Below are 21495 nucleotides of genomic sequence, written 5' to 3' on the forward strand. Positions count from 1 at the left end.
CCCGTCGGCCCCGGTGCCGCCCTCCGCGCCGCAGGCTCCCGCGGCGCCCGCCCCCTCCGGCGGCCCGGTGCGGCTGAGCAAGGTCACGCTGACCAAGGAGGCCCCGGCGATCTCCCTCGCCAAGCAGGGCGCCACCTCCGGCCGCATGAACGTCAACCTCAACTGGCAGCAGCGCGCCCCCCAGAAGCAGGGCGGTGGCGGCTGGCGGGAGCGGCTGAACAAGGCCATGGGCGGCGGCCTCGACCTGGACCTGTGCGCCCTCTTCGAGCTCACCGACGGCCGCAAGGGCGTGGTGCAGGCCCTGGGGAACGCGTTCGGCTCCCTCAACCAGCCGCCCTACATGCACCTGGACGGGGACGACCGCACCGGCGCCGTGGCGCAGGGCGAGAACCTGACGATCAACCTCGACCACGCGGCCCAGCTCAAGCGCGTCGTGATCTTCGTGACGATCTACTCGGGCGCCGCCAGCTTCCAGAACATCGCCGCCACCGTCACGCTCACCCCCGAGCGCGGCGCCCCCGTCGAGTTCTTCCTCGACGAGTGCACGGTCCCCTCGCCGGTCTGCGCCCTGGCGATGCTCACCAACGAGAACGGCAACCTCGTCGTCCACCGCGAGGCCAGGTACCTGGTCCCGGACCGGGGCGTCTCCCCGCAGCGCGCCGTCGACTACGCGTACGGCTTCGGCATGCAGTGGACCCCGGGCCGGAAGTGAGGATCGCGCTCGTCGACTCCGGCGTGGGCCTGCTGGCCGCCGCGGCCGCCGTACGGCGGCTGCGGCCCGACGCCTCGCTGGTGCTCTCCATGGACCCCGACGGCATGCCCTGGGGGCCGCGCACCCCGGAGGGCATCGCCGCCCGGGCGCTGGCCTGCGCCCGCGCCGCCGCGGCCGAGGGACCCGACGCGCTGATCGTCGCCTGCAACACCGCCTCGGTGCACGCCCTTTCGGCGCTGCGCGCCGAACTGGAGCCCGCCGTACCCGTCATCGGAACGGTGCCCGCCGTCAAGCCCGCCGCGGCCGGCGGCGCGCCGTTCGCCGTCTGGGCCACCCCAGCGACCACGGGCAGCGGCTACCAGCGGCGCCTGATCGGGGAGTTCGCCGCCGGGGCGCGGGCCACCGAGGTGCCCTGCCACGGCCTCGCCGAGGCCGTGGAGCGGGCCGACGAGGGCGCGGTGCGCGCCGCGGTCAAGGCCGCCGCCGAGCTGACGCCGCCCGACACCGCCGCCGTGGTCCTCGGCTGCACCCACTACGAGCTGGTCGCGGCGCCGATCCGCGCCCACCTGGCCTCGGTGACCGGCGCCCCGGTCGCGCTCTTCGGCTCGGCCGGGGCCGTCGCCGCCCAGGCGCTGCGCCGCGTCGGCGCCGGGCCGCGCCCGGAGGCGCCCGCGACCGGCGGCCTGACGGTGTTCGCGAGCGGCCGTCGCGCCGCCCTGCCGGACGCCGCCCTGAGCTACCCGGAGGGTCGCCTCCTCGCCGGGGCCGCGGCATAGGCTCGCCCCATGGGCACCCCCGAGTTCATCCGAGACCTCCGCACGGACATCGGCCACCGGCTCCTCTTCCTGCCGGGCGTGAGCGCCGTGGTCTTCGACGACCAGGGCCGCGTGCTGCTCGTGCGGCGGGCCGACAACGGCGAATGGACGCTGGTGGGCGGCATCCCCGAGCCGGGGGAGCAGCCCGCCGAGGCGGCGGTCCGCGAGGTGTGGGAGGAGACGGCCGTCCACTGCGTCCCCGAGCGGGTGGTGCTGGTGGAGACCGGGGAGCCGGTGCGATACCCCAACGAGGACCTCTGCCAGTACATGAGCGTCTGCCTGCGCTGCCGGGCCGTGGGCGGCACGGCCCGCGTCAACGACGAGGAGTCCGTGGAGGTGGGGTGGTTCGAGCTCGACGCCCTGCCGCCGCTGCGGGAGGGCGCGGTCAACCGGATCAAGCTGGCCACCGCCGAGGGGCCCGCGTGGTTCCGGCCCGCCGCCTGGACGCCGCCCGGCGCGTAGGGGTGCCGGCCGCCGTCAGGTCTTGCGGAACGTGTAGGCCTCGGCCGCCGCGGCGGCCACGGCCGTGAGGTCCCCGCCCGCCGAGGCGGTGACCAGCGCGGCCACCGCCCCCTCCACGAAGGGCGCGTCCACCAGGCGGGTGTGGGGCGGCAGTTCCTCGCCCTCGGCCAGCATCACCTGCACCGTGAGGACGGCGCTGCCCAGGTCGGCGATCACGGCCACCCCGGCGCCGCGGTCGACCCGCCGGGCCGCGTCGGCGATCAGCTCCGAGCTGGTGCCCAGCTCCCCGTCGGCGGTGCCGCCCGCCGTGGCCACCGGCGCCAGCGCGCCGCCCCCGGCCAGCCCCGCGGCCAGGCGCGCCACGGACTCGGCGACCTCCCCGCTGTGCGAGACGAGCACGATGCCCACCGGCGCGCTGCCCTCACTCATCGGCGGCCGTCCGGGCGAGCGCGCCGATCAGCAGGGCGGAGGAGGCCGCGCCCGGGTCCATGTGCCCGACGCTCCGCTCGCCCAGATAGCTGGCCCTGCCCTTGCGCGCCCGCAGCGGGACCGTGGCCTCCGCGCCGCGCGACGCCGCGTCCGCCGCCGCCGCGTAGTCGGGCAGTGCCTCGACGGCCGGGCGCAGCGCGTCGAGCATCGTCTTGTCGTTCGGCTGCGCGCCCGCGAGCTGCGCCACCGCGTCCACGCCGATGGCCAGCGCCTCGCGCACCGCCGCGTCGTCGGCCCGTTCCACGTCGGCGAGCGCCTTGCCCGCCCGCCGCAGCAGCGTGCCGTACAGGGGGCCCGAGGCGCCGCCGACCGTGGAGACCAGCGTGCGCCCGGCCAGCAGCAGCACGGCGCCCGGGGTGGCGGGCTGCTCCTTCTCCAGCGCGGCGGCGACCGCGAGCATCCCGCGGCGCATGTTGCTGCCGTGGTCGGCGTCGCCGATCGCGGAGTCCAGCCCGGTCAGCCGGTCCGCGTCCGCGTCGACGGCCTCGGCCGCCATGATCAGCCAGCGCCGGAAGAATCCGGCGTCCCTCTCGGCCACTTCCGCTCCTCTCAGCGACCCCACCGCAAGCCGGGCGTGCTCACGGGCGCGTCCCACAGCCGCAGCAGTTCCTCGTCGACCTCGCACAGCGTGATCGAGCAGCCCGCCATGTCCAGCGACGTCACGTAGTTGCCGACGAGCGTACGCGCCACCGCGACCCGGCGTTCCCGCAGGACCCGGGCGACCTCGCCGCCGAATCCGTACAGCTCCAGGAGCGGCGTGGCGCCCATCCCGTTCACCAGGACCAGCACCGGGTCCGAGGGGCGCAGATCCTCCACCACGGCGTCCACGGCCGCCTCGGCGATCTCCGCCGCGGTCATCGTGGCGCGCCGCTCGCGCCCCGGCTCGCCGTGGATGCCGATGCCGAGCTCCAGCTCGTCCAGCGGCAGGTCGAACGTGGGGCTGCCCTTGGCGGGGGTGGTGGGCGCGCCGAGGGCCACGCCGAAGCTGCGGGAGCAGTCGGCGACCTTGCGGGCCACCTCCGTCACCCGGTCCAGGGGGGCGCCCTCCTCGGGGGCGGCCCCGGCCAGCTTCTCCACGAACAGGGTGGCGCCGGTGCCGCGGCGGCCCGCGGTGAAGAGGCTGTCGGTCACCGCCACGTCGTCCCGCACCAGGACCTTGGCGACCTGGATGCCCTCCTCCTCGGCGAGCTCGGCCGCCATGTCGAAGTTCAGCACGTCGCCCGTGTAGTTCTTCACGATGAACAGCACGCCCGCGCCGCTGTCCACGGCCGCCGCCGCCCGCACCATCTGGTCGGGGACGGGGGAGGTGAACACCTCGCCGGGGCAGGCGGCGTCCAGCATCCCCGGGCCGACGAAGCCGCCGTGCAGCGGCTCGTGCCCCGAGCCGCCGCCGGAGACCAGGCCGACCTTGCCCGCCACCGGCGCGTCGCGGCGGACGATCACGCGGTTGTCCACGTCCACCACCAGCTCCGGGTGGGCCTCCGCCATCCCGCGCAGCGCGTCGGCGATGACCCGCTCCGCCCCGTTGATCAGCATCTTCACAGGCAGTCCTCCTGAGGATCGGCGGCGCCCGGTTGGTGCGCTCGCGGCCTCGGCCGCTCCCGGCGCCCGGCCGGCCGTCCTGCCGTCCGGTCTCCGCCGAGTCGTCCGGGTCACCAGCGTACGGATCACGGGCGCCGTCGGCAGCCTCCGTGCGGCGAACGAGCCGCGGAGGCCGGGCCGTGCGGGCCGCCTCGAAGGCCCGCGCCGGCGAACGCCCCCGGCCCCGCGGCGGGTGTTCGGCGGGCGGTCAGCCGCAGCCGCCGGCGTGGCCCGCATCGCCCGCCGGGGCGAGGGCCGGCGGCGGAGCGGAGGCGGGTGCCGGCTCCGCGGCGGGCGGGCCGCCCGCGCGGACGGTGGCGGCGAAGTCGGCCAGCCGGTCGAGACCCCAGAACTTGTCCCTGCGGTGGATGAAGAACGGGACTCCGAAGACGCCGTCCCGCTCCACCTCGCGGAGGGCGGTCAGCCCGCGCTCCCGGGTCTCCCGGTCCTCCGCCGCGCCCGCCAGCCGGTCGGGGTCGAGGCCCAGGGCGACGGCGACATCCGCGATGGTGGCGGGGTCGGAGACGTCCCGGCCGAGCTCCCAGCGGACCCGGTACACCTCCCGCACATACGCGACTCCCTTCCCCTCGTCCGCGGCGAGCAGGTAGGGCAGGTGGGAGACCTCCCACCGCGGCGCGGTGTCGATGGGCCAGGCGATGGTCAGCCCGCGGGCCCGGGTCAGGCGCTTCACGTCCTGAAGGATGTAGAGGTGCTTCTCCTTCGACATGGGAACGTAGGGGAGCTGGGTCCCCTCGCCGCTCAGCGCCCGCTCGTTCTCCGGATCGGGCTCCCAGTAGGGGCGCCACTCGATCCGGGCGGCCACGTCGGGGTACCGCTCGGTCAGTTCGCGGAAGGCGAGCCACGAGTACGGGCTGCGCAGCGAGAAGTACCAGCGTGGCGGCTTGACGGCCACAGCGACCTCCTGAGGGTGGGGAAGGACTAGATGGTGATTCCGCCGTCGATCTGCATGACCGCCCCGGTGACATACCCGGCCCGGTCCGAGGCCAGGTAGGAGACCAGGTCGGCCACCTCCTCGGCCCGGCCCAGCCGTCCCAGGGGCACGGACGCGAGCGCCTTGGCCCTGGCCGCCTCGTTCAGCGACGAGGTCATGTCCGTCTCGATGAACCCGGGGGCGACCACGTTCACGCGGATCCCGTAGCGGGCCACCTCCTTGGCGAGCGCGCGCGAGAAGCCGATGATCCCCGCCTTGGAGGCGGAGTAGTTGGTCTGCGTGGCCTGGCCGTAGACGCCCGCGACGGAGGAGATGTTGACGATGACCCCGGCCCGGTGCTTCATCATCGAGAACACCACCGAGCGGCACAGGTGGTAGACGCCGTCGAGGTTGGTGTCGAGGACCTCGTGCCACTCCTCGTCGGTCATCATCAGCAGCGGATTGTCCCGGGTGATGCCCGCGGAGGTGACCGCCAGGCCGACCGGGCCGAGCTGCTCCTCGACCTCCTCGACGAACGCGCGGACCGCGCCGCGGTCGGTGACGTCGGCCTGCCGCGCGAGGACCCGCACGCCCAGCTCCGCCACCTCCTTGGACAGCGTCAGCGCGGCCTCCTCGTTGGACTGGTAGCAGAAGGCCACGTCGAAGCCGTCTCGCGCGAGCCTCTGGACCGTCGCCCTGCCGATGCCGCGCGTGCCGCCGGTGATCACCGCGACCCGGCTCCCGTCAGCCGTGCTGTGCTGCTGCGTCATCAGTTCTCCTCGCCCAACCGTCGGCCCACGCCGGCGGCTTGTCGGTGTTCGGCCCCCGGGAGTTCGGTCCCTGGGCGCTCGGCTCGCAGGTGCTCGGCCGGGCGGAACGCCAACGACGCGCGCGCCACGGTCATCACCGGCTCGTCGGCCACGAGGCTCTCGCCCTCGATGAGCACCGTGTCGCCCAGGTCGCGGGTGACGCGGGCCTCGTGCCGCACCACGTCGCCTGGCAGCACGGGGCGGAGGTGGACGACGTCGGAGATGCCGCCGAAGAGCATCACCCTCCCGTCGAGCAGCCCGGGGGAGGTCCAGGTGGCCAGCACGCCCGCGGACTGGCACCACGACTCGGTCAGCAGCATCCTGGGGTAGGCGTAGGACTCCGGCGGCGCGTCCGCGCCCATCTCGGCGTACCACGGCTCGTTGCAGGTGACGGCCTTGAGCGCGGTGATCCGCTCGCCGGGGACGATGTCCAGCACCCGGTCCACCAGGAGCATGGGGAACCGGTGCGGCAGCGCCCGGCGGATCTCGGCTTGCCCGGCCACGCCCGTCATGACGCCTCCAGCGGCCGGAAGCGGACGCGCACTCGCGCCGCCTCGCCGCGCGCGGTGCGGACCCGGGCGGTGGAGCGGAGCGCCGGTGGCTCCCCGGACCAGACCAGGTCGATGTCCAGCCGGTCGCCGGGGAAGACCGGGCTGAGGAAACGGGCCGACTCCACCGCCTCGAGGGCCTGTCGCCCGGCGCCGGGCGGGGTGGCGGCGAGGCAGCTCAGATGCACGCACTCGATCACGCACACCCCCGGGAAGATCGGCAGCCCCGGGTAGTGCCCGGGGAACACCGGCTCCCGCTCGTCGATCACCACGGTCGTGGCGGCGCGCAGCGTTCCATCCCCGTCCGCCGCCGCCGGACGGAGGACCGTCACCTCCGCCGCCACCGGCGTGCGCAGCCCGGCGCCCGGGGGCGTCGTCCGGCGCCGCCGCGCCGTGTCCAGATCTGCCGTGTCCCGCACTTCCGTGGGGGTGCTCGCCATCGCGCGTGCCTTCCGTTGGGTCTCCGGTGGGTTCCGTCATCGGTGGTCCCTGCGCCCCGGGTTGGTGCGCCCGCGGTCCGCAGGTCAACGGCCCGCGGCCTGCGGTCCGTTGACCGCCGTCCTTCGGTCAGGGGCGTCGGTCAGCGGAGCCGGAAGACGGCGCAGCCGACGGCGCCGTCCCGGTCCACCGACGTGATGACCGCCGCGCGCCCGGCGGCGTCGCCGTCGCGTTCCGCCGCGGCCAGCACCCCGGCGATCTGGAACGTGGCCGTGGCGGCCCCGGCGTCCCCGATCAGCGCGGCGTGGGAGAGCCGGACCGGCGCCGCCTCCCCGACGACCTCCGCCAGCGCCGTCCGCTCGGCGGCTCCGGCGGTGCCGAAGGACTCACTCGTGGACACCGCCCAGATCTCCTCCTGGCGTACCCCGGACCGGGTCAACGCGCGCCGCAGGCAGCGGGTGAGCGTGGCGCGCACCTCGTCGCCGGTCGCGACGGCGAGTTCGGTGGCGAGCACCTCGGCGAGGACCCGCTGGTCCCCGCCGCGCCCGCCGCTCGCCCGCTCGATCAGCAGCAGTCCGCAGCCCTCGCCCATCGGCACCGCCTCGGCGGCGGGTTCTGGCGCCTGGGCCTGGGCGTGGCGCTCCAGCCACGACCTGGCGTGGGAGAACTCCTCGACCGCGCCGCACAGCACGGTGCGCGCCCTGCCGAAGGCGACGAGCATGCGGGAGTAGTTCAACGCGTAGAGCCCCGCGGCCCGGCCGCCCGCGATGGTGGTGTTGGGGCCCTTGAGCTGGTGCCAGATGGCGCTCTGCCCGGCCGCGCAGTTCATCACCGCGTTGGGGAAACGCGCCGGGTCCACGAAGTACGGCTTCTCGTTGGTGAACGAGTCCCGGGTGAAGTCCATCTGGCTCTGCACGCTGCCGGTGGTGGTGCCCAGGACCAGTGCCGCCCGGGGGCCGGTGGCGACCTCGCGGTGGCACGGGGCGCCGTCGAGCAGGGAGCTCACCGCCGCGACCGCGAGTCCGGTGACGCGGTCCATCGAACGGGTGCCCTTCTTGCCCAGCACCGCCCGGACGTCGAAGTCGGGCACCAGGCAGGCGGAGTCGGTGGCGGCCTGCCACGTGTCCTGGTCGAGCGGCGCGACGGTCGGGCGGCCGTCCCGCAGGCCGTCGGCGAAGGCGCGTGACCCGATGCCGAAGGGAGATATCGCGGTCCAGGCCGTGATGACCGGCCGGCCGGTGGCGGTGGCGGTGGCGGTGGCACTCATGCCGTCTCCGTTCCGCCCATGCCGCCGTCCTCGCCGCTTTCGCCGCGGAGCGCGCGGGCCACCCGTTCGTCGAAGGGGACCAGGTGCCAGGCGGCGCGCCCGGCCACCCGTGCGTAGCCGTGGGTGATCTTGCCGGTCGCGGTCCGCAGCAGCCGCCCGTCCCTGACGACGTAGCAGTCCATTCGCGACGTGTAGGTGAGGTCCTTGAAGACGTCCTCGACCGTGAAGACGGTGTAGAGGTCCTCCTCCATCAGCGCCTCGTCCAGGATCCGGATCCGCGAGTGCGGCACGGCCGGGATCCAGCGGTGCTCGTCCAGCAGCGACTTCACCGAGATTCCCCGGTCGGCGAGGAAGAGGTCGACGACCTCCTCGAGCTGCCGCAGGTAGCCGGACATCTGGAGGCGCTCGGAGAAGTGGCAGGAGGGGTAGCCGATCCGCCGCCTCCAGCCGTAGGCGTTGCGGCCCGCGGTCAGCAGGTCGAGGACCGGGTCGGCGGCGTTGGCGGAACGGCCGGCCCCCTCGGCCGCGCCGGCGTCCGCCGCCAGGGTCTCCGGGGCCGGTCCCGAGGGGCCGTCCTGGGGGAGGCCGATGCGGCCGGTGACGAAGCGGGCCAGCGCCGCGGGCGGCTCGGGCGCCGCCTCGGTGTAGGTGTCGGTGCGCAGCACCACCCGGGCCTTGGCGGTGACGGCCTTGGCGGCGTGGCCGTCGCGGTCGGCCCGCATCACCACCCTGAAGGTCAGGTGGGAGTCGTCGTCGCCGGTGACGGGGGTGACGTGGGCGACCACCGTCTCGTCCAGGAGGAGGGCGTGCAGGATCCTGGTGTCGAGATCGACGACGTCGACGCCGAGCCCGTGCTGGACGTGCAGGAGGCGGCTGGAGAGCCCGGCCTGCCGGAAGTGGTCCAGGATCGCCTCCTCGACCAGGTAGTTGATGTGTTTGAAGCCGATCCAGGTGCAGATGTTGGCGCCCTCGTAGCGCGGGCGCAGCGGCGCCGCGGTCGCTTGGGTGAGGAGTGCCTTCACCGCCGTCTCGGTGACCGGCCGCAGCGCAGCCGCCTTCGGGGCAGAGGTTTCGGTTGCCATGGGGTGTGCTCCAGGATCGGGTCGGGGCCGCCGGCGGATTAACGCGCGGGCGGTCCGGGTCGTGGTGATGAACCGGCCGATGACGGCAGCGAACGGCTCCGGCCGCTCGATCATCAGGAAGTGCCCGCAGTCCGCCAGGACGCGCAACTCGGCCTGGGGCAGGTCGGCGGCCAGGGCCCTGCTCTCCCGAAGCGGCGCGGTGGTGTCGCGCGCGCCCGCGACGATCAGGGTGGGCACGGCCATGGCGCGCAGCCGCAGCCAGGGGGTTCGCAGGTAGATCTCGAAGAACCGCATCCAGCCGTAGGGGCCCACGCGGTCGCGGACCCGTTCGGCCATCTCCCGCACGGTGGGCTCGGTCAGGCGCCCGTCGGCGTGCGCGCGGATGCCGTCGGCCATCAGCGGGCCGAAGTCGGCGACCGAGCTCGCCAGGTTGTCCCAGGAGAAGTGCTCGGGAGCCCGCCGGTAGAAGGGCGAGACCAGCACCAGCCGGTCGATGCCGTACCGGGCGAACGGGTCCTCGCCCGCCGCCAGCGCGCGGCTGAGGAATTCGAGCAGCGCGTTCGCCGACATCGAGTGGCCGACCACGGTACCGACCCCTCCCGGCACCCCGGCGAGGGCGTCGCCGAGGTGCGGGACCAGGTCGCCGCGCGCGCCCCACGCGGCGATGCCCGCGCCGGACCAGGGGAGGTCGGCGGTCCACACCTCGTGGTCGCGGAGGGCGGGGGAGCGGGTCACGCAGGCGTCCCAGATGCTGCCGCTATTGGCCAGGCCGTGCAGCAGCAGCACGCGTCCCGCCCGTTGATCGCCGCGGTGGTACCGGCGCAGGGCCACCGGCCGCTCGGTCGTGGCAGTGGCTGCGGCTGCGGCTGCGGCTTCCGCGCCGGCCGCGTCGACGGGGGTGATGGTGTTACCGGCCATGGCGTCGGAAACCCTCCGCCGCCGTCGGCGCGTGCAGGGCCAGGGCCGCCCCGGCGTCGTCGGCGGGGCCGCCTCCCGACACGGCGTACACCGGGCCGGGCCCGCCGCGGGCGAACCAGCCCGCCGCGGCGGCGCACTGGAGCACGCCGAGTGCGCCGGAGGCGACGCCGTGCACCGCGCGCAGGCCCTGCCGGGGCACGCCGGGCAGCGGGTCGTCGAGGGTGCCGCTGCCGCTGCCGCTGCTGCCGGGGTCGGTGGCACCGGCACCCGCGGTCTCGGGCGGCAGCCACATGGCTGCGGCCGAATCCGCGTGCTCCGCGAGCCGGTTCAGCAAGCGGACGACGCCGCCGCCGCGGGCGTACCCGCCGAGCCCGGCGAGGGCGGTGGCGCCGCGCTCGGCGGTGGCCGAGGCGTCCTCGATCAGCAGGGCGCCGGCGCCGTCGAACGCGGGAACACCGCCGAGCAGGGCGCGCACGTGCGCGTTGTCCGGCTCCACGCCGAGCACCAGGACCCGCGGGGCGCGACCGGCGCGGACGAGGCCCGCGGCCCAGTGGACCGCGTCGAGCCCCGAGGTGGCGCCGTTGCAGAGCATCAGGTTGGGACCGCGCAGGCCGAACCGGATGGCCACGGAGGACGCCACGACATTGCTCGAGGCGTTGGGCAGGTCCATCGGGCTGCCCGCAGCGGCGGTCTCCTTGGCGATGACGTCCACGGCGCGGCAGACGGTGTCGACGTTGCCGAAGTTGGAGCTGGCCACCACGCCGATCGAGTCGCCCGGCACCGTCAGGGCGCCGTCCTCGTCGAGCAGGCGGGCCGCGGCGAGGGCGTCGGCGGCGGCGCAGTAGGCGAGTTGCGTGGCGCGGTCCTTGTACCGCAGGCCCTTCTTCCCGAGCCTGGCGCGCGGGTCGACCGCGGGAGGGTCGGTGGGGGGCGGGTCGAGCAGCATCCCTGGGGTCTCGACGCCGGCCACCGCGAGTCCGACGCCGGTCAGCAGCACGGAGGTGGACGGGGGCGCGGTCAACGAAGGGGCGGCGGCCGTCGGGGCGGTGGTCACGGTACGGCCTCCACGATCGCCACGGCGTTGACGCCGCCGAACCCGAAGGCGTTCAACTGGGCCAGCGTAATGGGCCGGTGGGCCGCCTCGCCGGTCACGAACCGGAACGAGGACGCCTCGTCCACCGGGTCGTGCAGCCCGATGGTGGGCGGCACGGTCCCCGTGCGCAGCGCGCAGAGCGCGGCCACCAGGCCGAGCATGCCCGAGGCGCCCGAGGTGTGGCCGGTCATCGACTTGATGGCGGTCATCAGCGGCCTGTCCACGGCCCCGCCGAAGACCTCCCCGAGCGCGAGGGCCTCGGCCTCGTCGTTCAGGAGCGTTCCGGTGCCGTGCAGCATGATCAGGTCGACGTCCTCCGGCTTGATGCCCGAACGGGAGTGGGCCGCGCGGATGGCCTCGGCGATGCCCGCCGGGTGGGGCGCGGTGACGTGGTGGGCGTCGCAGTTGACCGCCACGCCGCGGACGAGGCCGTGGCCAGGGCCGGCGTTTTCGGAGCGGCGCACCACCACGGCAGCGGCTCCCTCGCCCATCAGCACCCCGGCCCGGTTGCGGTCGAAGGGCCGCACCCGCTCCGGCGGCACCGGCTGCACCCGCTCCAGCAGGCCGTACATGCTCTCGGTCAGCACGTCGACACCCGCCACGATCACGGTGTCCGCGGAACGCTGCTCCAGGAGGTCGGTGCCGAGCGCCAGCGTGTACAGCGCGGCCGAGCAGGCGTTGGAGAAGGTGTAGGTGGCCTCCGCACCGCACCGCTCGCGCAGGGCCCTGCCGAAGTGCAGTTCCTCGCCGGTGAGTTCGGCGCCGTGGCGCCACCAGAGCTCGAGCGAGCGCAGCTCACGGAGCCCGGTGCCGACGAGCACGGGGACCTCGGCGAGGTCGTTCTCGTCCAGCCCCGCGTCGCGGGCGGCCTGCCGGACCGCGTCGAGCAGCAGGGCCGTGGCACGCCCGGCGACGTCGGTGCCGGGGGCCGGGCGGTCGTCCACCTCGTAGGCGTGCCTGGCGCTGAAGAGGCTGGGGTCGAAGCCGCGCAGCTCGGCGACGCCGGAGACGCCCCGGCACAGCGCGGCGAAGGTGTCCTCGACGCCGCGGCCCACGCTGGAGACCGCGCCCATGCCGGTGACGGTCCACGTCATGACGGCTCCCCGGCGTAGGCCGCCGTGTGGTCCGCAGCGCGTGCTCCGGCGTGGTCGCCGTCGTATCTGCCGAGCAGCACCACCGCGTTGTTGCCGCCGAAGGCGAGCCCGTTGTTCTGCACGATCCGCAGGTCGGCCTCGATGGCCTGGTTGGGAACGCAGTCGACGTCGCACTCGGGGTCGGTCTCGGAGTGGTTGATCGTCGGCGGGATGAACCGGTTGGTGATGGCCAGGGAGCAGGCGATCGCGGAGAGCGCGCTGGCCGCGCCCATGGTGTGGCCGATCATCGACTTCACCGAGATGGTCCGGGGCGCGCGGTCGCCGAAGACGTCGCGGATGGCGCGGGCCTCGGTGACGTCGTTCGCCCTGGTCCCGGTGCCGTGGGCGGAGATCAGGTCCACCTGGTCGCTCTTGACCCCGGCGTCCTCCAGGGCCAGCCGCATGCACTCGGCCACGCTGTCCTGGTTCGGGGCGACCTGGTGGTAGGCGTCGCAGTTGAGCCCGTAGCCGAGCACCTCGGCGTAGATCCTGGCGCCTCGGGCGACGGCGGACTCCAGGGATTCCAGGACGAGCACGCCCGCGCCCTCGCCGGTGAGGATGCCCTTGCGGTTCACGTCGAACGGCCGGCACAGGTCGGGAGCGATGGTGCCCACCCGGTAGAAGCCGGAGAAGGTCTTGCGGCACATGGCGTCCGCGCCGCCGCACAGCGCGAACTCGACTTCGCCCGCGCGGACGGCGTCGAATCCGTAGCCGATGGCGTAGTTGCCCGCGGCGCATGCGGTGGGGATGGTCACGGCCTCGACGTCGGACAGGTCGAACTCCTCGGCGATGGCGGCCGACAGCCGCCCGGCCGGGACCCGAACGGCGACCCGCGCGTCCATGGACTCGGGTCCGGAGCGCAGCTCGGTCTCCACCAGGTGGTCGAGGTCGCGGGACTCCCCGTCGGTCGTGCCGATCGAGATCAGGCCGTGCTGGGACCTCAGCCGGTCCGAGTCCAGTCCGGCGTCGTCGATGGCCATGCGCGCCGCGGCCACCGAGTACTGCGTGGCCCGGCCCAGCCGGTCCGCGTCGAGACGGCGCACCCACCGGCCGGGGTCGAAGTCGGCGATTTCGCAGCCATTCGCGTGGTCATAGCCGTCGACGTCGAAGACGGTGATGGGCCTGGCACCGCTGGCGCCTTTCCGCAGGCCGCGGAGAAACTCCTCGGCGCCCATCCCGATGCTCGACACGGCGCCGAGCCCGGTAATCACTACTCTGCGGGAGCCAGGTATGTCTCCTGAAGCCGCGCCGGGCTCCAGTTCCTCCACTGGTGCCACGTAGACCTCCCAGTCCACCGTTCCGTTGGGGCCGTTCGCGTCGTATCCGCGCCTTACCAGCCGGCGGACTCGGCGACGACCTCGTACACGCCCTTGAGGTGAACCATGCGGCTCAGCTCGGCCTGATCGATGGTGATGGAGAACTCCTTCTCCAGGCCCGCGAGGATCTCAATGGCGCGCAGCGAGTCCGCGTCGTGCTCCTCCTTGAAGAGGCTCGTCTCGGTGACCTCGTCCTCCTCGATTTCCAGGATTTCGCAGACGATGTCCTTGATCTTGGAAACGCGCACCTCGTGCGAGCTGGTCATGGGGGATTCCCCTTCCTTGTCCGGGTATCAGACGCGTATTCAGACGGAAGTGCCGGACGTGAGCGGTCGGCTACGGTCACAGTCCTACGTGGAGGGCGCAACGGCGGACAAGGACGGTTACACAAAGCTGCCAAGTCCTCGATCAAGGGGGTCACTTCAGGACATCGGGTGGCGCGTGAGCGGGCATCCGTCCGCATGGCGGACGCCGCACACGCCGTCGGCGGCCTCGCCGCGCTGCGGCCCTCACCGGGAAGGTGGCGTCCGCGGTGCGGCGGCCGGCGGACGGCGCACCGGCCGCCGCGGAAACGGGGGCCGCGTTTTTGGCATCTTGATGACGACCTTGGTGTGAGGCCGTCCCGTCCTCGCCTAGCGTGGGCTCCGGCGTTCCTCGTATCGGTGTTCGTATCGCGTCTCAGGCTTCGGACAGCCACCGCTGTGCCTGCGGCGCAGGAGTCCTTTGGGAAGGTAGGGGCGGAAGAGATGTCTCGGCTGAGTCACCACACGCCCTCCCCACCGCTGCTGTCCCAGCTGGCCGTAGGCGACGCGGCGCTGGCCGCCCGGCTGGAGCGCGACCTGCGCCTCACCGCGGAGGCCCTCCGGCGGTATGTCACCGACGCGGCGCCCGCCGATGTCGCCGAGGTGGTTCTGTACCTCTTCGCCGACGCCGCCAAACGACTCCGCCCGCTCCTGGTTCTCCTGGGTGCCGAGTTCGGCACCGACCGCCCCGGCGCGGACCGTTCCGGCGCGGAGGCGCCAACGGCCGGGCGCCGCGACATCATTGACGCCGCCGTGGTCGCCGAGATGATCCACGTCGCCTCGCTCTACCACGACGACGTGATCGACCAGGCGACGACCCGCCGCGGGTCCGCCAGCGCCAACGCCCGGTGGGGCAACGCGAACGCGGTGCGGGCCGGCAACTGGCTTCTGGCCAAGGCCGCGTGGATCTCCGCGGGCCTCGGCCTCACGGCGGTCTCCCTGCACGCGGAGGCCGCCGAGGCCCTGGTGTCGGGGCAGCTGGTCGAACTGCTCGGGCCTGAGGAGGACGCGGCCTCGATCTCGCACTACCTGACCGTGGCCGCGGGCAAGTCCGCCACGCTGATCTCGACATCCCTGCGCCTCGGGGCGATCCTGGCGGGCGCTCCCGAGGCCGCCGTCGCCGCCGTCGGCGACTACGGAACGCATCTGGGCATCGCCTTTCAGATCTCCGACGACCTGCTGGACGTCACCGGCGATCCGACGCGGCTGGGGAAGGAGCCCGGCAAGGACCTGGCCCTGGGGGTGGCCTCCCTGCCGATCCTGCTGGCGCTCGCCGACCGGGGGCCGAGCGCCGAGGAGTTCCGCGCACTGCTCGGCCAACCCTCGCTGCGCCGCCATGCGTTGACCCTGCTGCGCCGGTCCGACGCGATGGACGCCGCGCGGACGATGCTGGAGGAGCGCCTGGTGCGCGCCCGTTCCGCGCTCGCCGCCCTGCCGAGGTCGCCTTCCCGCACGGTGCTCGACGCGCTCTGTGACGTCGTCGCCCGGCGGGACCACTAGCCCGGTGCGCGGATCCGTGCGCCGATCCTTCGCACCGGGGGTGCGGCCGGGCCATGCGAATAGCATATCGCTCTCTCCGCCCGCGGCAGGGGAGTTGTGTACCCCCAGTACTTCACAGGCGCTTGGGCGATGTCGCGCGGTCGGACGCAACACCCTCCGGAGCCCCGCCGGCTTCAGGTGAATGATTCAACGGCGAACAATTCGGTAACTCGTCCCGCGCGGTCAACCATCTCCTTTCCCGCCTTTACGCGAGATTCCCCGGAGGTCTGGGGTTCCCGTGAACCCGCTCGTCGCCGCAGGTGAGCGGCGTGTCCACGGCGATCTGCGGGGGTTGGCATGTGACCTGTTCGCCGGAAACGTCTGACTACCGCCATATGGAATGCGCACTTCCGGAGTTACCCATGGAACGGCCGGTCACGGGAACTTCTGTGTTGTCCGGAATGATTGACTCTTTTTGTGTTGCACGCTTATCCTTGCTCACAAGTCTCACCGATCCGTGACCGGGAGACGGAAGATTGTCGCGGGCCGAGCGAGGGGAAGTGGCGGCGGGGGGCATGCGCGGGTCGATTTGCGTATGCCAATCACGCCAACGTCGCTCGACTGTCGGCGGAACAGGTACGGCCCCCAGGGGATTGGCGCGTCCGGCCGGTGGGGGTGACCGCGGTGACCGAGGAATGCGCACCGAAGGAAGGTAGGCGCGATGGTGGAGGACATGAGTAGGGGTTGGCGTGTGCGAAGTGCGTCGGCTTTGCTCGTCCACCGGTGTCGCCGTCGGCCGGGATGAGTCATGCCGTCGTTGACGTAGCGCCAGGTGCGTCAATGCCGCACGTACTTATGGGGGGGAAAGACTGTTGAAGCACTACTATCCGACCACGAAGTTCATGCCCTTCTCCGCCGTTGTGGCGAAAGGACCCGAGGACCCGGTCGAGGAGGCGCTGCTGTCGGCCCTTGCCCTGATTGATTCAACCGTTGTGTCACGTCAGTCCGAGTCCGCAGGGCAGAACCAGGGAGCGCTCCCGATCGACGCCTTCACAGTCGGGGAGCTCGTCGAAGAGGCTCGGCATCGCCTGAGTATCTCCCTGAACGGCCAACCGGAGCAGGCGCATGCCGTGGTCGCGGCGCTGAGGCGACGGGCCGCGCTCGGCCGCCACGCGGTGGAGCTCCGTTTTCTCGTCACCCCGGCCCTCCTCAAACTGCCGCTCTTCCCGACGATGCAGCAGTTTCCGGAGAGTGAAATGCGGGTGGCCAGGGGCGAGTTGGACGAGGTCCTCATCGTGGACGGCCAAACGGTTCTGGTGCGGTCGAGGAGCCGTGCGGGAGCTCCGGACATCCATGTGATCACGAATACCGCCACGGTCAGGGCGCTTGAGGTGCTCTTCGCCGGGACCTGGCGGAGCGCGATCAGGCACTCCGACTACCTGCGGTTCGGGGGCCACCTCCAGAGCGACTTCTCGCGCAGCATCCTTCAGCTCATGAGCATCGGGTACACGGATGTGCGGGCCGCCGAGGAGCTGAACATCTCGCTGCGAACGTACCGACGTCATGTGGCCAAGATTTTGCGGATGCTTGACGCCTCCTCACGATTCCAGGCCGGTTTAAGAGCTGCGGAGTTCGGCTTGATACAAGACGCTGAGTGAGGCTTGACGACCTCATCGGCATCACGCTCAGGCCAAGCTCAGAATGACATACAACGGGGGCACACGGTGAGCCGAAGACCCATCTTTTCCAGACCCTTTGCGAACCCGGCGGAAAGGGGAGACGATGAGAGCGGACCGGGAAGGCGCGATGATTTCGACGCGGGGCTCCTCCAGGTGAGGGAACTCTTAGAGTCCTCGATCGTCAAACACCGGGAACGTGTGTCGCGCCACTTCATGGTCACCGAGATCACGGTTGACGAGGCGAGGAAGCTGGCGCTGGCCGAGCTGGCGGCCCCTCCCGGAGGAGGGGAGTGGTCCGTCGACGCGGTACTGACGGATGACGCGCGCTGGTCCCGGGCCATCACGTCCGTTCTCGACGAGGCGTCGCGCGGTCCCGGCCCGCGTCCCAGGAGGCGCGTGCTGTGCTCGACCGCCACGATCCACTGGCAGTTCACCGCCGGGGAGACGGGCGAGACCGACGAGACCGGGGAGGTGGCCGAGTCGGGCGACCCTCCCGAGGTGCGGGCGTTGGCCCGCGTCCCCGTGGTGAACGCCCTGGTGGTGAACGACCACACCGTGCTGGTGAGCAGCAGCGAGGGGTTCGATGCCTCGGTGTCCGTCATCCGGGCCGCCACAGTGGTGGGCGCGTTCCGGAATTTCCTGGGGAACCTCTGGGTGAGCGCCGCAGCCACGACGGCCCTGATGAAGGTCAGCGAGGGGCATAGGACGGAGACGATTCGCCAGGTCCTCTCATGGCTTCGCAGCGGTGTGACCGACGACATCGCCGCACGCAACCTGGACATGTCGGTGCGCACCTACCGGCGGCACGTTGCCGCCATCATGGCCTTCCTCGGGGCGGAGTCGCGCTTCCAGGCGGGCGTCCTCGCGGCGGAGGCGGGGCTGCTGCTCAGGCTCGAAGGGCAGCCCCCCGTCGCCACCGACCAGGACGTCGGCCGCGTCTGCCCGGGCGGCGACGCCACGCCCAGGCGCCGTCGCCACGGCACGCGGAACGCCGTGAGCTGAACCGCACGGACCGCCGCCTCGCCCCGCCTCGTCCCGGTGCCGGGATTCCCCGGGGAGGCGGCGGTCCGTGCGAAAGCTTTGTCGTCTCGGCCCCACTGCCTCTCGTTGGTTCGTTGTTCAACCGACCCTACAGACCGACGCGCTCGGCCGGCAGCCCGATTCAAACTGTTGATGTTACGAGGCGGTTGCCCATCAATTCCTCGAAGCGAGGTGGGCACACGGGCCCGACCGCGGGCAGGATGGCGGCGTCCGCGGCCTGTCCGCGGTCAGGCAGTCCGTTTCCTGTCACCCCCCGCCCGGTCTGACAGCTTCGTGCCCAGGGCGACGTCCCAGGTCGGCGATGTGGATAGGCTCACTTCGCGCGCTAATTCAGCTACTTCATCGGGCTTTTCACGCCGCCCCGCGCGCCACCACTTCGGGCCGCGCGAGGACGACTGGGGGAACAGTGCACGAAAGAGAGCTGCGAGCATTTGTCCTGATCGCCGAGAACGGCCGGATGGACCGTGCCGCCGAGTCGCTTGGGTACTCCCAACCGGCCATCAGCTACCAGATTCGCTGTCTGGAACAGAGCCTCGGCGTGCGCCTCTTCGACCGGAACTCCTCCGGCGCGCGGCTGACCCGGGAGGGGCTCATGATTCTCCCCTCGGCGCGGGCCACCCTCATGCTGCTCGACAGCATCAAGGAGATTTCGGCGAGTCGGTCCATGGAAGCCCAGCCGGCCTGAACCGCCCCCCCACCGTCACACTCGAATCTTCAAAGTGGACTGTGAACGGCCTCGGCCTCCGGCCGAGGATGGGCGCATGGTCGGCAGGAGCGAACCCAGGCTCGCCGGTCCGGTGCCCTGTTTACCGCGGACGACGGACATGGCGACGGGTGCGCGCACTGCCCCGATGACGAGGAGGGGTCCTCTTGAGCCGTGACCGTACGAGCAGGCCGTTCGCCGATCTCACCGTTGACCACGTCGAGATGTACGTCAGCGATGTCGAGTCGAAGGCCGCGACGCTGTCGCACCGTTACGGTCTGCGCCCGGTGGGCGTCGACCGCGTCCCCGGGACCGCCGTCTCCTACGCGCTGGCGTCGACGGACATCCTGTTCGTCCTGACCGAGCCGCTGATGGACGATCACCCGGGCACCGCGTACCTCGGACTGCACGGGGACGGGGTCGCCAACATCGGCATGGGTACGGCCGACGCGCGGGCCGCCTTCGCCGAGGCCGTCGGGCGCGGGGCGGTCCCTGTCACCGAGCCGGTGGAGCGGGACGGCTTCGTCTCGGCCTCGGTCATGGGCTTCGGCGATGTGGTGCACACCTTCCTTCAGCGGCCGCCCCGCGCGGCCCGCCACGCGCTGCCCGGCTTCGCCTCGTCCGCGGACCTGGGAGCCACGGAGGACGTCGGCCTGCGGCAGGTCGACCACTTCGCGATCTGCGTCGAGGGCGGGCGCCTCGACCCGGTGGTGGACTTCTACGGCGAGGTCTTCGACTTTAGCCTGATCTTCGAGGAGCGGATCGTCGTCGGCGCCCAGGCGATGAACTCAAAGGTGGTGCAGAGCGCTTCGGGCCTGGTGACCTTCACCGTCATCGAGCCCGACCTCAGCCGCGAGTCGGGGCAGATCGACGAGTTCCTCAAGAACCACGGCGGGTCCGGCGTTCAGCATGTGGCCATGACGACCGAGGACATCGTCGCGTCCGTCGCCGAACTCGGCCGCCGGGACGTCGCGTTCCTGTCCACGCCGGGCACGTACTACGACCTGCTGACCCGCCGCATCCAGACGGCCCGACACACGGTGGACGAGCTGCGCCGCCTGAACGTCCTGGTGGACGAGGACCACGACGGGCAGCTGTTCCAGATCTTCGCCCGGTCCACCCACCCCAGGTCCACCTACTTCTTCGAGGTCATAGAGCGGGCCGGTGCCAAGACCTTCGGCAGCGGCAACATCAAGGCCCTCTACGAGGCGGTCGAGCTCTACCGCGCCCAGGAGGAGCGCCGACCGTAGCGGCCCGGGACCGGGGCCCGCTCCCCGCACCCGTTGCCCGCACCCCGTCGGCCGCTGCCCGACGCCGGACGCCGGCCCGATGCCGACGTGCCGCCCACCCCTGTGTCACAGAAAAGGTGAGATTCCATGACGAACCCGTTCGAGGACGCCGACGCCACCTACCTGGTGCTGGTGAACGACGAGGGCCAGCACTCCCTGTGGCCGGACTTCGCCGAGGTCCCGGTCGGCTGGACGACGGCCCACGGCCCCGACAGCCGCCAGGCGTGCCTCGACTATGTCGAGCAGAACTGGACCGACATGCGTCCCAAGAGCCTGATCGCGGCGATGAACGACGCCGGATCCCCCTCCGCGTCACGATGACCGAAGAGGATCAGCCGGGGAGCGCGGCCCGGCGGGCGCTGACGCTGGGCGACTACGCCGCCCAGGCGCGGGCCGTGCTCGACCCCGCCGTCCGCGACTTCATCGACGGCGGGGCCGGGGACGAGCGCGCCCTCGCCGCTAACCTCGGGGCGTTCGAGCGGACGCGGCTGCGTCCCCGCGTGCTGTCCGGGGTGAGCGAGGCGGACACCGCCACCGAGATCCTCGGCCGCCGATGGGCGGCCCCGCTCGCCGTGGCGCCCCTGGCCTACCACACCATGGTGCACCCGGACGGCGAGACGGCCACGGTCCGCGCCGCCGGGGCGGCCGGGGCCACGGTCGTGGTGAGCACCTTCGCCGGGAAGACCTTCGAGGAGCTGGCCGCCGCCGCGACCGCGCCCCTGTGGCTCCAGGTCTACTGCTTCCGCGACCGCTCGGTGACCCAGGGGCTGATCGAGCGCGCCGAGCGCGCGGGCTTCGAGGCGCTGGTCCTCACCGTCGACACCCCCCGGCTCGGCACGCGGCGGCGCGACCTGCGCAACGGCTTCCGGCTGCCGCCCGCGGTCGCGCCCGCCAACCTTCCGGGCGTGCCCGAGGGGTACGCCTCGCCCGCGGACCACTCGCGCACCGCCCTCGACCCGGCCCTCGACTGGTCGGTCATCCCGTGGCTGCGCTCGGTCAGCGACCTGCCGATCCTGCTGAAGGGGATCCTGACCGGGGAGGACGCCGCGCTCGCCCTCCGGGCCGGCGTGGACGGCGTCGTGGTCTCCAACCACGGCGGCCGGCAGCTGGACGGCGCGCCGGCGACGCTGGAGGCGCTCGCCGAGGTCTCCGCCGCGGTCGCGGGCCGCTGCCCGGTCCTGCTCGACGGCGGGGTGCGCCGCGGCGCCGACGTCCTGGCCGCCCTCGCCCTGGGCGCCGACGCGGTGCTGCTGGGCCGCCCGGTGCTCCACGGCCTGGCCGTGGACGGGCGGGAGGGCGTTGCCCGGGTCTTGGACATCGTCACCGAGGAGCTGCGCGAGGCGATGGTGCTGACGGGCACGCGGTCGCCCGCCCACGCGGGTCCGGCGCTGGTCGGCGCGCTTCCATC

At 72.8% G+C, this 21495-nt stretch carries 23 protein-coding genes; 10 read left to right on the forward strand and 13 right to left on the reverse strand.

The annotated features are described in order from the left end of the window. The 3 genes from ADY01_RS15315 to ADY01_RS15325 form a co-directional block, all read left to right on the forward strand. The coding region (locus tag ADY01_RS15315; protein WP_049572527.1) for a Tellurium resistance at positions 1 to 712 on the forward strand (712 nt) is incomplete at its 5' end. Next, positions 709 to 1488, forward strand: a complete 780-nt coding sequence (locus tag ADY01_RS15320) for a glutamate racemase (RefSeq protein WP_049572528.1) — start codon at positions 709 to 711, stop codon at positions 1486 to 1488. The genes ADY01_RS15315 and ADY01_RS15320, both read left to right, overlap by 4 nt. A 9-nt stretch (positions 1489 to 1497) precedes the next feature. Further along, a complete protein-coding gene (locus tag ADY01_RS15325; protein ID WP_049572530.1) occupies positions 1498 to 1989 on the forward strand; it encodes an NUDIX hydrolase in 492 nt (163 codons plus the stop codon). Between the two features lie 15 nt (positions 1990 to 2004). On the opposite strand, the gene ADY01_RS15330 is transcribed toward ADY01_RS15325, so the two are convergent. From ADY01_RS15330 to ADY01_RS15395, 13 genes are all read right to left on the reverse strand, one after another. Beyond that, on the reverse strand, positions 2005 to 2418 hold the full coding sequence (locus ADY01_RS15330) for a PTS-dependent dihydroxyacetone kinase phosphotransferase subunit DhaM (protein ID WP_049572534.1): 414 nt from the start codon (positions 2416 to 2418) through the stop codon (positions 2005 to 2007). Continuing rightward, the gene (dhaL, locus tag ADY01_RS15335; protein WP_049572572.1) at positions 2411 to 2974 is read right to left on the reverse strand and encodes a dihydroxyacetone kinase subunit DhaL; all 564 of its coding nucleotides are present in this window, start codon (positions 2972 to 2974) and stop codon (positions 2411 to 2413) included. The genes ADY01_RS15330 and dhaL overlap by 8 nt, the downstream gene beginning before the upstream one ends. 53 nt (positions 2975 to 3027) lie before the next feature. Beyond that, positions 3028 to 4014, reverse strand: a complete 987-nt coding sequence (gene dhaK / locus ADY01_RS15340) for a dihydroxyacetone kinase subunit DhaK (protein WP_199826239.1) — start codon at positions 4012 to 4014, stop codon at positions 3028 to 3030. Between the two features lie 253 nt (positions 4015 to 4267). Beyond that, the gene (locus tag ADY01_RS15345) at positions 4268 to 4972 is read right to left on the reverse strand and encodes a 2-hydroxychromene-2-carboxylate isomerase (protein ID WP_049572542.1); all 705 of its coding nucleotides are present in this window, start codon (positions 4970 to 4972) and stop codon (positions 4268 to 4270) included. Positions 4973 to 4998: 26 nt separating this feature from the next. Beyond that, positions 4999 to 5760 (reverse strand): 3-oxoacyl-[acyl-carrier-protein] reductase, encoded by a 762-nt coding sequence (fabG, locus tag ADY01_RS15350; protein WP_049572545.1) that lies wholly within the window; start codon positions 5758 to 5760, stop codon positions 4999 to 5001. Next, positions 5760 to 6311, reverse strand: coding sequence for a 3-hydroxyacyl-ACP dehydratase FabZ family protein (locus ADY01_RS15355; protein ID WP_063784240.1), 552 nt, complete (start codon positions 6309 to 6311; stop codon positions 5760 to 5762). Before ADY01_RS15355 ends, fabG begins: the two co-directional genes overlap by 1 nt. Further along, positions 6308 to 6787 carry a hypothetical protein gene (locus ADY01_RS15360; RefSeq protein ID WP_053170866.1) on the reverse strand — a complete coding sequence of 160 codons (480 nt, stop codon included), beginning with the start codon at positions 6785 to 6787 and terminating at the stop codon, positions 6308 to 6310. The genes ADY01_RS15355 and ADY01_RS15360 overlap by 4 nt, the downstream gene beginning before the upstream one ends. A gap of 140 nt (positions 6788 to 6927) precedes the next feature. Continuing rightward, a complete protein-coding gene (locus tag ADY01_RS15365) occupies positions 6928 to 8052 on the reverse strand; it encodes a beta-ketoacyl synthase N-terminal-like domain-containing protein (protein WP_049572548.1) in 1125 nt (374 codons plus the stop codon). Next, positions 8049 to 10052 (reverse strand): alpha/beta fold hydrolase, encoded by a 2004-nt coding sequence (locus ADY01_RS41570; RefSeq protein ID WP_107081737.1) that lies wholly within the window; start codon positions 10050 to 10052, stop codon positions 8049 to 8051. The genes ADY01_RS15365 and ADY01_RS41570 overlap by 4 nt, the downstream gene beginning before the upstream one ends. Further along, positions 10042 to 11106 carry a beta-ketoacyl synthase N-terminal-like domain-containing protein gene (locus ADY01_RS15380; RefSeq protein ID WP_234320244.1) on the reverse strand — a complete coding sequence of 355 codons (1065 nt, stop codon included), beginning with the start codon at positions 11104 to 11106 and terminating at the stop codon, positions 10042 to 10044. Before ADY01_RS15380 ends, ADY01_RS41570 begins: the two co-directional genes overlap by 11 nt. After that, positions 11103 to 12239 carry a beta-ketoacyl-[acyl-carrier-protein] synthase family protein gene (locus ADY01_RS15385; protein ID WP_049572551.1) on the reverse strand — a complete coding sequence of 379 codons (1137 nt, stop codon included), beginning with the start codon at positions 12237 to 12239 and terminating at the stop codon, positions 11103 to 11105. The genes ADY01_RS15380 and ADY01_RS15385 overlap by 4 nt, the downstream gene beginning before the upstream one ends. After that, a complete protein-coding gene (locus ADY01_RS15390) occupies positions 12236 to 13546 on the reverse strand; it encodes a beta-ketoacyl-[acyl-carrier-protein] synthase family protein (protein WP_420715715.1) in 1311 nt (436 codons plus the stop codon). The genes ADY01_RS15385 and ADY01_RS15390 overlap by 4 nt, the downstream gene beginning before the upstream one ends. 62 nt (positions 13547 to 13608) lie before the next feature. After that, a complete protein-coding gene (locus ADY01_RS15395; protein WP_049572553.1) occupies positions 13609 to 13860 on the reverse strand; it encodes an acyl carrier protein in 252 nt (83 codons plus the stop codon). 480 nt (positions 13861 to 14340) lie between these two features. On the opposite strand from ADY01_RS15395, the gene ADY01_RS15400 reads away from it, so the two are divergent. The 7 genes from ADY01_RS15400 to ADY01_RS15430 all read left to right on the forward strand — a co-directional run. Next, entirely contained in the window at positions 14341 to 15396 is a 1056-nt protein-coding gene (locus ADY01_RS15400) for a polyprenyl synthetase family protein (protein WP_049572556.1), read from the forward strand. 851 nt (positions 15397 to 16247) lie between these two features. After that, entirely contained in the window at positions 16248 to 17033 is a 786-nt protein-coding gene (locus tag ADY01_RS15405) for a response regulator transcription factor (protein WP_049572559.1), read from the forward strand. Positions 17034 to 17207: 174 nt separating this feature from the next. Beyond that, complete coding sequence (locus ADY01_RS15410) at positions 17208 to 18056, forward strand: response regulator transcription factor (RefSeq protein WP_159001225.1); 849 nt, start codon at positions 17208 to 17210, stop codon at positions 18054 to 18056. A 445-nt stretch (positions 18057 to 18501) separates the two neighbouring features. Further along, the gene (locus ADY01_RS41290) at positions 18502 to 18780 is read left to right on the forward strand and encodes a LysR family transcriptional regulator (RefSeq protein WP_049572565.1); all 279 of its coding nucleotides are present in this window, start codon (positions 18502 to 18504) and stop codon (positions 18778 to 18780) included. Between the two features lie 185 nt (positions 18781 to 18965). Further along, positions 18966 to 20048: a 4-hydroxyphenylpyruvate dioxygenase gene (gene hppD, locus ADY01_RS15420; protein ID WP_234320245.1), complete on the forward strand. Its 1083-nt coding sequence runs from the start codon at positions 18966 to 18968 to the stop codon at positions 20046 to 20048. Between the two features lie 126 nt (positions 20049 to 20174). Beyond that, on the forward strand, positions 20175 to 20408 hold the full coding sequence (locus ADY01_RS15425; RefSeq protein WP_049572567.1) for an MbtH family protein: 234 nt from the start codon (positions 20175 to 20177) through the stop codon (positions 20406 to 20408). Beyond that, on the forward strand, positions 20405 to 21495 hold a 1091-nt coding region (locus tag ADY01_RS15430; protein WP_049572569.1), incomplete at its 3' end, for an alpha-hydroxy acid oxidase. The genes ADY01_RS15425 and ADY01_RS15430, both read left to right, overlap by 4 nt.

Origin of the sequence: Streptomyces sp. SBT349, assembly GCF_001083795.1 — a bacterium.
Lineage (GTDB): Bacteria > Actinomycetota > Actinomycetes > Streptomycetales > Streptomycetaceae > Streptomyces.